We start from the raw sequence: 15359 nt of genomic DNA, 5'->3' as shown, positions 1-15359 counted from the left end.
ACCCTGCATAACCGACCGCCGCCGCCAAGCTCATCCGTAGCAACCCATTGATCCGTATCAAAACTCAAAATGAGGGGATTCCTGAGGTATCTGATACCAATTGCCATGATGGCATGGTTCGAGAAGAATATACTGGCTTATGTTTTATCCATTGCGCTACCTCTAGCAAGAGTAATCTTCGAACATATTTGGTATGCTCCGGAGACAATGACAACGGAAATCATAAATGCATGCATAGAGGTTCTTAGCTTTTGTCTTTATGCCTATTTGATTAACAGACTTGCTGAACATTCACGACGGATGGCAAGTACCATCACGGCCCAACGGGCAGAAATGACACATCTTCGAGCGTTTGCCCAGACGAGGGGACGTACGTTTCGGGGGAGGGCAATCTCACCTGGGTTAGCAGATGGAATGGCCGTCATTCACCTGCCTGCAAAGCCGGTCGTACTGACCAAAGAGCACATTCGGAGAGAAGAGGTCGAAGCAGAAACATGCCGATTTGAGCGTGCCCTGTCGGCATCGATAAGGGACCTGAATGATCTCGTGAAACAACGCGAGGAGTGTGCCGACGAGATCACGTCCGTCAAGCTGGTGGAAATTCGGGTGTGATTTGAAGTGGCCATGGGTCATGCGGCTTGTGGTGTAGCGTCAAGCAGGTGATCGTTGCCTGGGCCAGTGTTGAGCTCGGCCATGCCTTCGATCTGCATGTAACGGTGTTGGAGCTGCCAGTCATCGTTGGCCTCGAGGAGGACGGCGCCGATGAGCCGCACGATCGAGTCCTCGTTGGGGAAGATGCCAACGATATCGGCCCGTCGCTTGACCTCTTTGTTGAGGCGTTCCAATGGGTTGGTGGAATGCAGTTTGGTTCGGTGCTGGCTGGGGAAAGTCATGTAGGCGAGTACGTCGGCCTCGCTGTCGATGATGAAGTCGGCGAGTTTCGGCCAGCGGGCGCGCATCATCTCGGCGACGTGCAGCAACGCCGTCCGCGCCGTCGCATGATCGGGCTGCTGGAACGCTTGGCGCAGTGCGGCGGCGACCATGGTGTGCTGGCCTTTCGGCACGTAAGCGAGCGCATTGCGGGTCCAGTGCACCCGGGGGCTGTTGAAAAATCCGCCCGATCGTGATTCCTTGCTCAATATCGTGTGTGCCTTATGCCGAAGTCGGCATAAGGCGCATTATGCCGACCTCCGGATTATGCCGACGTAGGCTGGTAAGGTTCTGATTGTCCTCATGTCTGTTGTGCTTGAGTCGGCATAATCTCCCGGACCGAAGGCTGTTAGCGTCTCCTCTTTCACATCGAAACGAGGAGACTTCATGTTGATCAACCCAAAGAAGCGACGGGGGAAAAACCCGGTCACGGCCCTTTCCAAGGGCCTCGAGGAGGATTTGCAGCGGCAAGGATACGCGTCCGGCACGATCTGGAAGCATCGCAATGTCAACGGCGGAGCAATTCCGGGCCACGGTGTCGGAGTCAAAGCAGGCCATTTGGGCGAGAGCGGTGCAATCACGGCAAGGGGCCCGATCGGGCCCCTTGCCGTGTCGTCGGCTTTGCCTCGGGGATCAGGGCTTGCCGATTTCGCCGGTCTCGGGATCGACGGTCTCGGTGATGACCTGGTTTTGCTCCGCCCGATCGGCTGCGGTGGGGGANCGACGGCGTGCGGCGGATTGCTTCAGGCGGTAGCTGTCGCCGTTCATGGTGAGGATATGGACGTGGTGGGTCAGCCGGTCGAGCAGCGCGCCGGTGAGCCGTTCCGATCCCAGCACCGAGGTCCAGTCCTCGAACGGCAGATTGGAGGTGACAAGGGTCGAGCCGCGCTCGTAGCGCTGGGAGAACACCTCGAACAGAAGTTCCGCCCCGGTCGGGGACAGCGGCACGTAACCGAGTTCGTCGACGATCAGGAGCTTCACCGCCTGCAGATCACGCTGCAGCTTCAGAAGGCGTCGTTCGTCGCGCGCTTCCATCAGCTGATGCACGAGGGCGGTCGCGGTAGTGAACGCGACGCTGAACCCCTTCTGGCAGGCGGCAAGACCGAGAGCCAGGGCTGCATGCGTCTTGCCGGTGCCACTGTTGCCGAGCGCGATGACGTTCTCCCGGCGCAGGATGAACTCGCAGCGGACCAGTTCGAGCAGCAGCATCTTGTTGAGGCTGGGAATCGCGGTGAAGTCGAAGGTGTCGAGGCTTTTGATCGCCGGGAAGCGTGCCGCCCTGATCCGCCGCTCGACCATTCGGCGTTCCCGGTCGATCAGCTCCAGCTCCACCAAGCGCAGCAGGTAGCGGGGATGATCGACGCCGTCGCCGGCGCATTCGCGGGCGACCTTGTCGTATTCCCGCAGAATGGTCGGCAGCTTCAACTGCCTGAGGTGATGCGCCAGCAGAACCTGCGGGGTGCCGCTCGTCGTTCCCGCCGGCATCGCATCGACGCCCGCCTTGCCGGTCATGCCGCTGTCCCGGGAACGAGAACGGCGTAGTCGGCCGCTGTGGTCATCCTGACGTCCGTTTTCGGCAGATGTGGATAGGCCGTCAGGTCGAGCTGGGCCGGCCGCCGCTCGACGCGCGCCAGCGCGATCTGCTTGACCGCATCATCAAAGCCGATGGCGCCGAGCCGGATCGCTTCGGTGACCGCGCTCGCCACCATCTCCATCGGAATCGCCTCCATCAGCCGCAGGACCTGGATGAACTCCCGCCTGCCGCGGTTGCCCATGCGCGCCTCAAGGAGATGGCGCAGGTGCTGGAACGCCTCCGGCAGATCCCAGTCTTTCAGCGCCGCCGCCTGGTCGAGGGCATTCGGCTTCGTCTCGATCAGCGCGAGGTAGTGCAGCGGCTCGAATACGAAGGTGCCCGTGCCATAGCAGCGACGATGCCGGGCGATTTCCTCGCCGGCACAAAGGATCACCACCTCGTCGACGAAGCCCTTCACCACAACATCCCGGAAGCCGTATGCCGTCGGCACCGAGTAGTCGTTGCTGCGGTAGCGGACCAGGGCGGTCGACGAGACCCGCGCCACCCGCTTCTCGCACGCCTCCAGCGGCACGGCGGGCAGATCCCGGAAGGCTTCGAGGTCGGCGACGAGACGCTCACCAATGGTCTCGCCGTGGCGACCGGCGCGTTCGTCTTGTCGGCGTCGGCAGCGCTCTTCCAGCATCGCATTGAGATCGTCGAAGCTTGCCGCCTGGGGGATCGGCGTCATGAAGTTCGATCGGGCATACTTCACCAGCCCCTCGACCTTGCCCTTGTCGTTGCCCTTGCCGGGACGGCCAAAGCGGTCGCGGAACAGGTAGTGGCTCTGAAGCTCGGTGAAGGCCCGGGTCCGCTCGCGCCTGCCGTCGCCGCAGATCTTCGCCACCGCGAGCGTCGTGTTGTCGTACAGCACCGACAACGGCACGCCGCCAAAGAAGGCGAATGCCGACACATGCCCGTCGAGGAAGGCTTCCGTCGTCTCCGCCGGATAGGCCTTCACGAAAGGAGTATCCGATTGCGGCAGGTCCATGCAGAAGAAGTGGATCTTCTGCCGGACGCCGCCGATCACGCCGATCGCCTCGCCAAAGTCGACCTGCGCATGACCGGACGGATGAGCCAGCGGCACGAAGGTCTCCCGCAATCTCCCNCGAGCAACCCGGACGTAGTCCCTCACCACCGTCAGACCGCCGGCATAACCGTGCTCGTCGCGCAGTCGCTCGAAGATCCGCTTGGCCGAATGCCGCTGCTTCGAAGGCGCCGTCCTGTCGGCCTCGAGGATGGCGTCGATCACCGGCAGCAGCACCCCGAGCTTCGGCTTCTTCACCGGCTTCGTTCGCGTGTAGCCGGGCGGCAACGAGAACCGGCACATCTTCGAAACCGTCTCACGGCTCAGCCCGAACACCCGGGCCGCCTCACGCCGGCTGTTGCCCTCGATGAAAACGAAATGCCGAACGGCGGCGTAGACTTCCACGGCAAACATCCCCGGCCGCCCCCCACAAAAAAAAGAGACCGCCTAACCACTGGCCAGATTTTACTCCGGCGCGGCAGCACCAATCACCGCCGCTACGTGGCCTAGGGCCTGTTGAGATTCAGGATTCCATCCTTGGCTTGATTGTGATTCAAGCTATGGATGGAACGTTTTGTACTGACAGACGCCCAATGGGCGAGAATGGAACCGCACTGCCTGGGCAAGCCAACGGACGCGGGTCGCAGCGGCAGAGACAATCGGCTCTTTGTCGAGGCGGTTCTGTGGGTGGTTCGCACGGGCAGTCCCTGGCGTGATTTGCCGGCCTTTTTCGGCAACTGGAACACCGTCTTCAAGCGCTACCGAGACTGGGTCAAAGCCGATGTTTTCATTCGGCTTTTCGAGGCTTGCTCGGATGATCCCGATATGGAGTACGCCATGGTCGACGCCACCATCGTCAAGGTTCACCGCCATGGCCAGGGCGCAAAAGGGGGACTCAGAGCCAGGCCATAGGGCGCTCCAAAGGCGGCATGACGACCAAGATCCTGGCCCTGACCGATGCCCTGGGCAATCTCGTGCGCTTCGCACTCCTGCCGGGCCACCGCTTCGATACCGTCGGCGTTGCCCCGCTCATCGACGGCCTCCAATTCGACGCTTTCATCGCCGACAAAGCCTTCGACAGCAACGACATCGTCGCTGAGCTCAACGAGCGCGGCGCCAAGATCGTCATCTCCCAGCATCCGCGCCGGAGCAAGCCTCTCCCATTCGATGCCGAGATGTACAAATGGCGCCATCTCATCGAAAACTTCTTCTGTAAGCTCAAAGAGTTCAAGCGCATCGCCATGCGTGCCGACAAAACAGACCAAAGCTTCAGCGCCAATATCTATCTCGTCGCCGCCGTCATAAACTCACGGTGAATCTCAACAGGCCCTAATTTGTCACCGCCATACACAGCGCAAGCTGCTCAACGAACTGAGTGGCTGGTTGCAGGGTCAGCAACTCGCGATGGGCGACTTGTCCATGGCGCAGGTTGAGCGGTTCATGGTTGACCGCCGTGCCGCCGGCGTGCGCAAACTCAAGACGCGCAAAGCACTGGGCCCAATCCTCGGTTATCTGCGTGGGCGCGGGCTGGCGCCTGCGGCCGAACCCGCCGGCGAGGACGGCCCCGCCGGGGAAATCCTGAACCGGTACCGGCAGTTCCTGACCGTGGAACGCGGTCTCGCCACGGCGACGGCCGCGCGGTATGTCGATTGCCTGCGCCCGTTTCTGGAGCGCAGGATGTCGGCGGATGGTCTCGAACTCGGGGCTCTGACGCCTGCCGATGTCACCGCCTTCGTGGTGGCGTGGTGTCCGCAACTGAACAACGGCGTGGCAAAGCTGACGGTCACCGCGCTGCGCTCGTTCCTCGGCTTTCTGCATCTCGACGGCGTCACGGAACGCTCGCTGGTGCACGCCGTGCCGAAGGTGTCCCGCCGCAGGCTGGCCGGACTGCCCAGGGGGCTCGATCCCGATCAGGTGCAGCGCCTTCTCGCGGCCTGCGATGCCGATACCGCCGTCGGTTGCCGCGATCTGGCAATCCTGACCCTGCTGGTCAGGCTCGGCCTTCGGCGCGGCGAAGTCGCCGGGCTTGGGCTCGACGACTTCGACTGGCGCGCGGGCACGATCAGTGTGCGCGGCAAGGGCGATTGTCACGAGCAACTGCCCCTTCCGGCCGATGTCGGAAACGTGGTGGCCGAATACCTGGCAAGTGCACGGCCCGTGGACGCCCAGGGGCGGACCGTGTTCGTCCGGCACTTCGCGCCCCATCACGCACTCGGCTCGAGCCGGGTGAGCGGCATCGTGGCGGATGCCGCCCGACGCGCGGGGATCGGGCGCGTGCATGCGCATCGCCTGCGCCACACTGCGGCAACGGAACTCCTGCGCGCCGGCGCATCCTTGTCGGAGATCGGGCAGCTCTTGCGTCATTGCAGGGTCGAGACCACAGCGATCTACGCCAAGGTCGACCGGGACACCCTGCGCCTGATCGCGCGGCCCTGGCCGGAGGGTACGCTATGAGCCACCTCCGCAATGCCCTTGCCGATTATCTGACCATGCGGCGCGCCCTCGGCTACAAGATGGACAAGGCCGAGCGGCTTCTGGGCCAGTTCACAGCCTTCGCCGAGGATCGCGGCGAGGCCCATATCCGCACCGAGACCGCGCTGGCCTGGGCGAACCGGCCAGTGGGTGCCGCCGCGATCTGGACCTCCAGACGTCTGGCCGAGGTTCGTCTCTTCGCGCGGCACTTGCATGCGCTCGACGGGGTGAGCGAGGTGCCGCCGGACGATCTGCTCCCGGCGCGAACGCGGCGCGCAACGCCCTATCTCTACACGCCGCAAGAGGTCGCCGACCTGATGCGCGCCACGGAGATCCTGCGCGGATCGCATGTGCAGGCGACCTATCGGGTGCTGATCGGCCTGCTGGCGGCGACCGGCATGCGGATCGGCGAGGCGATCGACCTCGACTGCGACGACTTCGACGCGGGCGGCGGCATGGTGACCATTCGGCACGGGAAGTTCGACAAGGCGCGTGCCTTGCCGCTGCACCCGACGACGGTCGCTGCCTTGCAGGACTACCTGCTCCGGGATGACCGCCCGCGTCCTGCCAGCATGCCGGTTCTGCTGATCAGTTCGCGCGGCAAACGGTTGCGCTACACCACCGTGCAGCCGATCTTCCAGAAACTGCTGCATCATTGCGGCATCGTTCCGCGTTCGGCGGCGTGCCGACCCCGGATCCACGATCTGCGGCACAGCTTCGCCGTCAGCACCATCGCGGACGACTACCGGTCGGGCGACCCCGGCTCCCGCCTCGCGATCCTGTCCACCTACCTCGGTCATGCCGATCCCGGCGACACGTACTGGTACCTGTCGGCCGCACCGGAACTTCTGGGCCTGGCGGGCGCAAGGCTCGAGCGCCACCTGGCGGGCGACGCANTGAGTGGGCTCGCCTCGACCCTGCAGGCATTCTTCACCGACCGCCTCGTCCGCCAGCGCCAGGTCAGCACGAACACGGTTCAGGCCTATCGCGACACGCTGCGGCTGCTTCTGGTCTTCGCGTCGGAACGACACGGCAAGCCGCCGGGAAAGCTCGACATCGACGATCTCGATGCGCCGCTGATCGGCGCCTTCCTCGACCATCTGGAGCACGAACGACAGAACGGCGTACGCACCCGCAACGCCCGGCTGGCCGCGATCCGGTCCCTGTTCCGCTATGCCGCCCTGCGCCATCCCGAACATGCCGCCACCATCCAACGGGTGCTGGCCATCCCGCCAAAACGCTTCGAACGGCGACTGGTCACATACCTGACCGAGGCGGAGATCGACGCCCTGCTGGTCGCGCCGGACCGGGCGACCTGGACCGGGCGGCGCGACACGGCGCTCTTCGGCATCGCCGTCCAGACGGGCCTGCGGGCCTCCGAACTGATCGGGCTCAGTTGCTCCGACGTCCATCTCGGAGCCGGTGCGCATGTCAGCTGCACCGGCAAGGGGCGAAAGCAGCGGATCACGCCGCTCACCTCGGGCACCGTCGCGGTCTTGCGGGCCTGGCTCACCGAGCGTGCCGGGCGGCCTGCGGACCCTCTGTTCCCGACACGAACCGGGCATGCCCTCAGCCGCGACGCGATCGAGCGTCGGCTGGCCGCATATGTTGCGAACGCAACCGTGGTTTGTCCGTCGCTGGCGCGCAAGCGGGTGACCATGCATGTCCTGCGGCATTCCGCGGCCATGCGTCTGCTGCGCGCCGGCATCGACACCTCGGTGATCGCGCTCTGGCTCGGCCACGAACAGATCGAAACGACCCAGATCTACCTGCACGCGGACCTGCAGATCAAGGAACGCGCCCTCGAGAAGACAGCCCCGATCACGACAAGACCCGGCCGCTTCCGGCCGACCGACAAGCTCCTCGCCTTCCTCGAGGCCCTCTGATTATGCCGACCCCGACGCAGCGGTCCCCGCCAGAAACAACAACTTACAGACCTACGTCGGCATAATCCGGAGGTCGGCATAATGGCTTGGGTCGGCTGCGGGAAGCGCAGGTGAACATCGCCATCCGCTGGTTCGCCGGATACGGTCTGCACGAGGCCCTGCCGGATCATTCCTCGCTGACGCGAATCCGCCAGCGCTGGGGCGTCGAGCGGTTCCGGCGCATCTTCGGGCGCACCGTGAAGGCCTGCCTCGATGCCCGGATCGCCAAGGGCGAGATCGTTCATATCGACGCCTCGCTGATCCGCGCCGACGTGAGCTGGGAGAGTCTGGCCGTCCGCTATGTCGAGGCGACCAGCGAAGCGAACGCCGAAGCGGGCGACGAAACTGAGAAGAAGGGCCGGCAGACCGGCAAGTACAAAAAGGTCTGTGTCACCGATCCGGACGCGACGATGGCGACGAATGCCCGCAACCGACGGCTGGAGCCCGCCTACAAGCAGCATACGGCCGTCGACGATCTGCGTGGCGTGATCCTCGACGTCGCGGTGACGACGGGCGAGGTCAACGAGGGGCAGGTCCTCGAGCGTCAGGTCGACGCGACGATGGCCACCACCGGCATCGCGGTCACGACGGTAACGGCGGATGCCGGCTACGCCTATGCCAAGGTCTATGGCGCCCTCGAACGGCGCGGCATCGACGCCCTGATCCCGACCAAGGCCGAGCCGATCAAAAGCGCCGTGCCGCTGCGCCGCTTTCGCTACGATGCCCGGCACGACGTCGTCAAATGCCCCCGCGGCAAGGTCTTGCGTCCCGGCAGGCGGGTCAAGCACGGCCGCTTCTTTTACGCACGCGCCAGGGATTGTTCGCGATGTTCGCTGGCCAGCCTCTGCCTGTCCAGGGGTCGGGTCAACAAGGCGCTCGTGATCGGAGACGACTATCCCGCCCTCCTCAGAGCCCGCCGGCGCCGCGACCGCTGGTCCTCCGAAGATCGCCGTCTTTACCAGCGCCACCGCTGGCGCTCGGAAGGCTTTCACGGCGAGGCGAAGACTTGGCACGGTCTCGCCCGCGCCGTCCGCCGCGGTCTCGACAACATGTCTATCCAGTCCTACCTCACCGCCGCCGCGATCAACCTGAAGCGGCTCGCCGCCGTTCTTATTGCGTTGTTTAGGGCGGTAAGCTGGGTGCGAAAGGCCAATGCCGGCCTTGCTGACACCCATCCAGCCTGACCCGGTCAAGCAAACCGCGCACGAAAGCAACGATCCCGCTCGCGGCGCCGCCCATGCGGGCTTGTTCAACAGCCCCACCCGGCAGCGTTGCCAGGTGGCGCCGAGGACGCGGACGATCGCCGCCTTCAACCCCTCGTGGGCGTCGGAGATCACCAATTTGATGCCGGTGAGGCCGCGAGCCTTGAGGCTCTTCAGGAAATCCGACCAGAACACCTCGGCCTCCGACGGGCCGATGTGCAAGCCAATGATCTCGCGCCGGCCGTCGGTGTTGACGGCAACGGCGATTATCGCCGCCACCGAGACAATCCGGCCGGCCGCCCGAACCTTCAGGTAGGTGGCATCGAGCCACAGGTACGGCCATTCGCCGGCGAGGGGGCGGGTCAGGAAGCTGTTCACCCGCTCGTCGATGTCCTTGCACAGCTTGCTGACGGAGGACTTGGAAATGCCGGTCATCCCCATCGCCTGTACCAGTTCGTCGACCCGGCGGGTGGAGACGCCGCCGATCTAGGCTTCCTGGATCACCGATACCAAAGCTTTCTCTACCGTCCGGCGCGGCTCCAGGAAGCCGGGGAAGTACGACCCTTGGCGCAGCTTCGGGATCCACAGGTTGAGAGACCCCAGCCGCGTCTCCAGCGTCCGGTCACGATAGCCGTTGCGATAGGTCAGTCGACCGTCCGCGCGTTCATGCCGGCCGGCGCCGATCAGCGCCTCAACGTCGGCGTCCATGATGATCTGCAGCACCGTCTCCGCCAGCGCACGCAGGAAATTGCCGTCGTCGGCCTTCTGGATCGCTTCGATCAGCGCCATTCTGTCTTCGGTCATCGGGGTCTCCTCGGTTGCCGGTGAAGCGTCGCAATTCCACCCTAGCCGACAGTCCCGATGGCCACCTCATCACCGCGGCGCGCCTGCGCCAGACTCGTCGCCGGTCGCTCCGGCGCGCCGCTCGCCGCTAATTTCCACCATCTCCTCGGACGCTAACGCCGACGAGGAAACGGCGCTCTTGGAGGTGCACGCGACGATGCTCGAAGATCCCTCCTTCGTAAGCAATTGCAAACGGCGCCTGTCCAATGAATTGCTTACGGCAAAAAGCGCTGTGTTGGCGGAGATTCACCCTATCGAGAAACGATTCCAAGAACATGAGCAACAGTTCATGCAAGCTCGTGCCGCTGATGTGCGAGACATTGGATGTCGAGTGTTGAGCAAACTTCGCGGGGCTGGTGACCGGAGCCCTCATCCTTTGGCCTCGCTGACACCTGGGAGTGTAATTGTTGCTGAAGAGTTACTGTTGTCTGACGCTCTACAGATCAATCATTCAAACGTAACTGCCATTGTTACGAGCAGGACGGGCCCCGCGTCACACGTCGCAATACTGGCCCGCTCACGAGGAATCCCCGCAATCTGTGACATCGACGGTGCAACTTCCTTGCTGACGTCGGGGGATTATCTGCTGGTAGATGCAGAGGCGGGGACGATCACCATCGCTCCCACACCGGCACAAGCAAGGCGGTTCACGTTGCTCAGGAGCCAGGCTGCCCCCTTCACCCACACCAATCCGGCGGGGTCTGCGTCCTCATGCGAGACGAGCGATGGTGTAGAGATTGCCTTGCACGGAAATATCGGGAGAGCCGACGAGGCAATCATCGCCCTGGAGCATGGACTCGACGGTATTGGTCTGTTCCGCTCGGAATACCTGTTCCTGCAACGTGACGAGCCGCCGGACCTTGAGACTCAAGCGACGGCGTACGCTGAGGTCGCAGCCATGCTTGACCCACGCCCCATCGTCATTCGGACGATGGATCTTGGAGGCGACAAGATTCCCCGCTTTGACAACACGACGTTAGACCCGGCCTTTCGCGCCGGTCTCCGGGGACTAGCCTACTCCTTGGCCGAAAACACGATGTTCCAGACCCAGATTGATGCGATCGTCCGCGCCGCGCGATCTGGGAATGTGAGGATGATGTTTCCCATGGTCATGGGAGCTGAAGACTTCAAGAAGGCACGATCCTTAGTTGATGAAGCCGTGCAGAGAGAATGCCTTGGGCAGGCAATCTCCGTTGGTGCAATGATCGAAACTCCCGCTGCGGCGTTCGATATTGATCGGATTTTGGATATCTCGGATTTCGTGAGCATCGGTACAAACGATCTGGCGCACTACGTCCTCGCCATGGACCGTTGGACGCAAAGCCATTCTGGGGGTCACTCCTTCTTTCATCCGTCGGTATTGCGTGCAACGCATCAGGTAGTTCAGGCGGCCAGGAGTAAGGAGGTGAGCCTTAGAGCGGAATCCTACCAGTCTGGATCGTATCCGCAGGCGCTGAAGTAGTTTGCGCACTCGGCTGGGGTGAAGTCGTCGGCGAAGCGGCCGATGGCGGCCCAGAGGGCTTCGACGGTGCGCTCGGCGGCCTTGCGGAGCAGGGCCTTGAGCTTCGCGAACGCCTTCTCAATGGGGTTGAAGTCGGGGCTGTAGGGCGGCAGGAAGAGGAGGCTGGCGCCCGCGTCCTTGATCAGCGCGTCGGTGCGCGGCCCCTTGTGGCTGGACAGGTTGTCCATGATCACGATGTCGCCGGGGCGGAGCTCGGGGACGAGCACCTTCTCGACATAGGCATCGAAGGCGTCGCGGTTGATCGCACCGGTGAGCACGAAGGGGGCGATCATGCCGCGCATGGTCAGGGCGCCGACGAAGGTCGTGGTCTTCCAGTGGCCATGGGGGAAGCCCATGCGCAGCCGCTCGCCGCGGGGCGCGCGGCCGTAGGTACGGCCCATGTTGGTCTTCGCCCAGGTCTCGTCGATGAACACGAGGCGCTCCGGGGCCAGGTCGATCTGGCCGTCGAACCACGCCTCGCGCTGCTTCAGGATGTCGGGGCGGTCCTGTTCGGTCGCATGGCCGGTCTTTTTTNNGCGCGTGAGCCCGTGGCGGCGGAAGAACCGCTGCAGCGTGCCGTAGCCGAAGCCGTGGCCCCGCTCGGCCAGCGTCGCGCGCAGCTCTTCGGTGGTGACGTCCGGCGTCGCCTCGATCAGCTGCCGGATCAGCGCGCCTTGCGCCTCGACGCGGGCGGAGCGGCGGTCGCCGCCGAGCGGGCCAGGGCGCGGATCACCCTGCGTCCGCTCCAGCGCCCGCCATCGGCTCACGCTGGCGGCGCTGACGCCGAACCGCGCCGCCGCCGCGCGATGGCTCGCGCCTTCCGCCACCGCCTTGAGAACCCGGACGCGAAGATCGAGGGAAAGCGCTGTCGACATGTCCACCGGCCTCCTCCTCCGGCAGACATCTTGAATCAGAACCAGCCCCCAATGGGAATCCCCAACGATTCACTCAGATCGGCCTCCGCTCTAGCGGCGAGCGGCGCGCCGGAGCGACCGGCGACGAGTCTGGCGCAGGCGCGCCGCGGTGATGAGGTGGCCATCGGGACTGTCGGCTAGGGTGGAATTGCGACGCTTCACCGGCAACCGAGGAGACCCCGATGACCGAAGACAGAATGGCGCTGATCGAAGCGATCCAGAAGGCCGACGACGGCAATTTCCTGCGTGCGCTGGCGGAGACGGTGCTGCAGATCATCATGGACGCCGACGTTGAGGCGCTGATCGGCGCCGGCCGGCATGAACGCGCGGACGGTCGACTGACCTATCGCAACGGCTATCGTGACCGGACGCTGGAGACGCGGCTGGGGTCTCTCAACCTGTGGATCCCGAAGCTGCGCCAAGGGTCGTACTTCCCCGGCTTCCTGGAGCCGCGCCGGACGGTAGAGAAAGCTTTGGTATCGGTGATCCAGGAAGCCTAGATCGGCGGCGTCTCCACCCGCCGGGTCGACGAACTGGTACAGGCGATGGGGATGACCGGCATTTCCAAGTCCTCCGTCAGCAAGCTGTGCAAGGACATCGACGAGCGGGTGAACAGCTTCCTGACCCGCCCCCTCGCCGGCGAATGGCCGTACCTGTGGCTCGATGCCACCTACCTGAAGGTTCGGGCGGCCGGCCGGATTGTCTCGGTGGCGGCGATAATCGCCGTTGCCGTCAACACCGACGGCCGGCGCGAGATCATTGGCTTGCACATCGGCCCGTCGGAGGCCGAGGTGTTCTGGTCGGATTTCCTGAAGAGCCTCAAGGCTCGCGGCCTCACCGGCATCAAATTGGTGATCTCCGACGCCCACGAGGGGTTGAAGGCGGCGATCGTCCGCGTCCTCGGCGCCACCTGGCAACGCTGCCGGGTGGGGCTGTTGAACAAGCCCGCATGGGCGGCGCCGCGAGCGGGATCGTTGCTTTCGTGCGCGGTTTGCTTGACCGGGTCAGGCTGGATGGGTGTCAGCAAGGCCGGCATTGGCCTTTCGCACCCAGCTTACGCGCCCTAAACAACGCAATAAGAACGGCGGCGAGCCGCTTCAGGTTGATCGCGGCGGCGGTGAGGTAGGACTGGATAGACATGTTGTCGAGACCGCGGCGGACGGCGCGGGCGAGACCGTGCCAAGTCTTCGCCTCGCCGTGAAAGCCTTCCGAGCGCCAGCGGTGGCGCTGGTAAAGACGGCGATCTTCGGAGGACCAGCGGTCGCGGCGCCGGCGGGCTCTGAGGAGGGCGGGATAGTCGTCTCCGATCACGAGCGCCTTGTTGACCCGACCCCTGGACAGGCAGAGGCTGGCCAGCGAACATCGCGAACAATCCCTGGCGCGTGCGTAAAAGAAGCGGCCGTGCTTGACCCGCCTGCCGGGACGCAAGACCTTGCCGCGGGGGCATTTGACGACGTCGTGCCGGGCATCGTAGCGAAAGCGGCGCAGCGGCACGGCGCTTTTGATCGGCTCGGCCTTGGTCGGGATCAGGGCGTCGATGCCGCGCCGTTCGAGGGCGCCATAGACCTTGGCATAGGCGTAGCCGGCATCCGCCGTTACCGTCGTGACCGCGATGCCGGTGGTGGCCATCGTCGCGTCGACCTGACGCTCGAGGACCTGCCCCTCGTTGACCTCGCCCGTCGTCACCGCGACGTCGAGGATCACGCCACGCAGATCGTCGACGGCCGTATGCTGCTTGTAGGCGGGCTCCAGCCGTCGGTTGCGGGCATTCGTCGCCATCGTCGCGTCCGGATCGGTGACACAGACCTTTTTGTACTTGCCGGTCTGCCGGCCCTTCTTCTCAGTTTCGTCGCCCGCTTCGGCGTTCGCTTCGCTGGTCGCCTCGACATAGCGGACGGCCAGACTCTCCCAGCTCACGTCGGCGCGGATCAGCGAGGCGTCGATATGAACGATCTCGCCCTTGGCGATCCGGGCATCGAGGCAGGCCTTCACGGTGCGCCCGAAGATGCGCCGGAACCGCTCGACGCCCCAGCGCTGGCGGATTCGCGTCAGCGAGGAATGATCCGGCAGGGCCTCGTGCAGACCGTATCCGGCGAACCAGCGGATGGCGATGTTCACCTGCGCTTCCCGCAGCCGACCCAAGCCACACGATATTGAGCAAGGAATCACGATCGGGCGGATTTTTCAACAGCCCCCGGGTGCACTGGACCCGCAATGCGCTCGCTTACGTGCCGAAAGGCCAGCACACCATGGTCGCCGCCGCACTGCGCCAAGCGTTCCAGCAGCCCGATCATGCGACGGCGCGGACGGCGTTGCTGCACGTCGCCGAGATGATGCGCGCCCGCGGGCCGAAACTCGCCGACTTCATCATCGACAGCGAGGCCGACGTACTCGCCTACATGACTTTCCCCAGCCAGCACCGAACCAAACTGCATTCCACCAACCCATTGGAACGCCTCAACAAAGAGGTCAAGCGACGGGCCGATATCGTTGGCATCTTCCCCAACGAGGACTCGATCGTGCGGCTCATCGGCGCCGTCCTCCTCGAGGCCAACGATGACTGGCAGCTCCAACACCGTTACATGCAGATCGAAGGCATGGCCGAGCTCAACACTGGCCCAGGCAACGATCACCTGCTTGACGCTACACCACAAGCCGCATGACCCATGGCCACTTCAAATCACACCCGAATTTCCACCAGCTTGACGGACGTGATCCGGCGCTCGCATCAGCGACAGCATTTTGGTACGCTCCAAAAAGGGTAGTGGGCGGACGCCTGGGGGCGGGACGGGTCGGCCGCTACATCAGCTAGAAGGATGGGCTACCTTGGTCGGTCTGGCGAACACCGCCTGAGGAGCCCGGGGATGTCAAACGCGGCGGAACAAAACAGTTAGGGGTGGGGATGTTTGCGCAAAGCAAAGGGATCGAATCTCAGAGGAGCTCTTCGCAACGCAGCGGCCACTAGAAAATGCGCA

At 64.1% G+C, this 15359-nt stretch carries 8 protein-coding genes and 6 pseudogenes; 8 read left to right on the top strand and 6 right to left on the bottom strand.

The window, feature by feature from the left end:
* The first annotated feature begins 69 nt into the window (after positions 1 to 69).
* Positions 70 to 612, top strand: coding sequence for a phosphoenolpyruvate-utilizing N-terminal domain-containing protein (locus HQ394_RS20695; protein ID WP_317629008.1), 543 nt, complete (start codon positions 70 to 72; stop codon positions 610 to 612).
* 17 nt (positions 613 to 629) lie between these two features.
* Here HQ394_RS20695 and HQ394_RS07065 read toward each other — a convergent pair.
* The 3 genes and pseudogenes from HQ394_RS07065 to istA all read right to left on the bottom strand — a co-directional run.
* Positions 630 to 1100, bottom strand: a pseudogene (locus tag HQ394_RS07065) (transposase); the annotation flags it as partial.
* A gap of 463 nt (positions 1101 to 1563) precedes the next feature.
* A complete protein-coding gene (gene istB / locus HQ394_RS07060) occupies positions 1564 to 2415 on the bottom strand; it encodes an IS21-like element helper ATPase IstB (protein WP_190263175.1) in 852 nt (283 codons plus the stop codon).
* A 23-nt stretch (positions 2416 to 2438) separates the two neighbouring features.
* On the bottom strand, positions 2439 to 3941 hold the full coding sequence (istA, locus tag HQ394_RS07055) for an IS21 family transposase (protein ID WP_190262668.1): 1503 nt from the start codon (positions 3939 to 3941) through the stop codon (positions 2439 to 2441).
* Positions 3942 to 4091: 150 nt separating this feature from the next.
* Between istA and HQ394_RS07050 the strand changes: the two genes are divergently transcribed.
* From HQ394_RS07050 to HQ394_RS07030, 4 genes and pseudogenes are all read left to right on the top strand, one after another.
* Positions 4092 to 4843 (top strand): IS5 family transposase gene (locus HQ394_RS07050; RefSeq protein WP_190260594.1). Its coding sequence is split into 2 segments (ribosomal slippage): positions 4092 to 4422 and positions 4422 to 4843, totalling 753 coding nucleotides; the frame shifts between segments, so codons are not numbered across the junction.
* A gap of 88 nt (positions 4844 to 4931) precedes the next feature.
* Complete coding sequence (locus HQ394_RS07045) at positions 4932 to 5981, top strand: tyrosine-type recombinase/integrase (RefSeq protein ID WP_223291924.1); 1050 nt, start codon at positions 4932 to 4934, stop codon at positions 5979 to 5981.
* Positions 5978 to 7885, top strand: coding sequence for a tyrosine-type recombinase/integrase (locus tag HQ394_RS19685; protein ID WP_223291923.1), 1908 nt, complete (start codon positions 5978 to 5980; stop codon positions 7883 to 7885). Before HQ394_RS07045 ends, HQ394_RS19685 begins: the two co-directional genes overlap by 4 nt.
* Positions 7886 to 7980: 95 nt before the next feature.
* A pseudogene (locus HQ394_RS07030) lies at positions 7981 to 9030 on the top strand (transposase); the annotation flags it as partial.
* Positions 9031 to 9144: 114 nt separating this feature from the next.
* On the opposite strand, the pseudogene HQ394_RS07025 reads toward HQ394_RS07030, so the two are convergent.
* Positions 9145 to 9930 (bottom strand): annotated as a pseudogene (locus HQ394_RS07025) (IS256 family transposase); the annotation flags it as partial.
* Here HQ394_RS07025 and HQ394_RS07020 point away from each other — a divergent pair.
* On the top strand, positions 9833 to 11431 hold the full coding sequence (locus tag HQ394_RS07020; RefSeq protein WP_317629006.1) for a putative PEP-binding protein: 1599 nt from the start codon (positions 9833 to 9835) through the stop codon (positions 11429 to 11431). The pseudogene HQ394_RS07025 and the gene HQ394_RS07020 overlap by 98 nt on opposite strands.
* Here the strand turns inward: HQ394_RS07020 and HQ394_RS07015 are convergent.
* Positions 11395 to 12345: an IS630 family transposase gene (locus HQ394_RS07015; RefSeq protein WP_190260194.1), complete on the bottom strand. Its 951-nt coding sequence runs from the start codon at positions 12343 to 12345 to the stop codon at positions 11395 to 11397. The genes HQ394_RS07020 and HQ394_RS07015 overlap by 37 nt on opposite strands.
* A 221-nt stretch (positions 12346 to 12566) precedes the next feature.
* Between HQ394_RS07015 and HQ394_RS07010 the strand changes: the two are divergent.
* Positions 12567 to 13352: pseudogene (locus HQ394_RS07010) on the top strand (IS256 family transposase); the annotation flags it as partial.
* A 109-nt stretch (positions 13353 to 13461) separates the two neighbouring features.
* Here the strand turns inward: HQ394_RS07010 and HQ394_RS07005 are convergent.
* A pseudogene (locus tag HQ394_RS07005) lies at positions 13462 to 14517 on the bottom strand (transposase); the annotation flags it as partial.
* Positions 14518 to 14579: 62 nt separating this feature from the next.
* On the opposite strand from HQ394_RS07005, the pseudogene HQ394_RS07000 reads away from it, so the two are divergent.
* A pseudogene (locus HQ394_RS07000) lies at positions 14580 to 15047 on the top strand (transposase); the annotation flags it as partial.
* Between the last annotated feature and the right edge of the window lie 312 nt (positions 15048 to 15359).

It is taken from the genome of Defluviicoccus vanus, assembly GCF_014672695.1.
Classification (GTDB): Bacteria; Pseudomonadota; Alphaproteobacteria; order Rhodospirillales; family Defluviicoccaceae; genus Defluviicoccus; species Defluviicoccus vanus.
The sequence above is the reverse complement of the archived record's forward strand: the minus strand, read 5'-3'. Positions and strand labels throughout refer to the sequence as shown.

Coding starts and splice junctions, on each gene's coding strand:
- HQ394_RS07045 (WP_223291924.1), top strand. CDS start 4,932: ATGGGCGACTTGTCCATGGCGCAGGTTGAGCGGTTCATGGTTGACCGC.
- HQ394_RS20695 (WP_317629008.1), top strand. CDS start 70: ATGAGGGGATTCCTGAGGTATCTGATACCAATTGCCATGATGGCATGG.
- HQ394_RS07020 (WP_317629006.1), top strand. CDS start 9,833: ATGATGATCTGCAGCACCGTCTCCGCCAGCGCACGCAGGAAATTGCCG.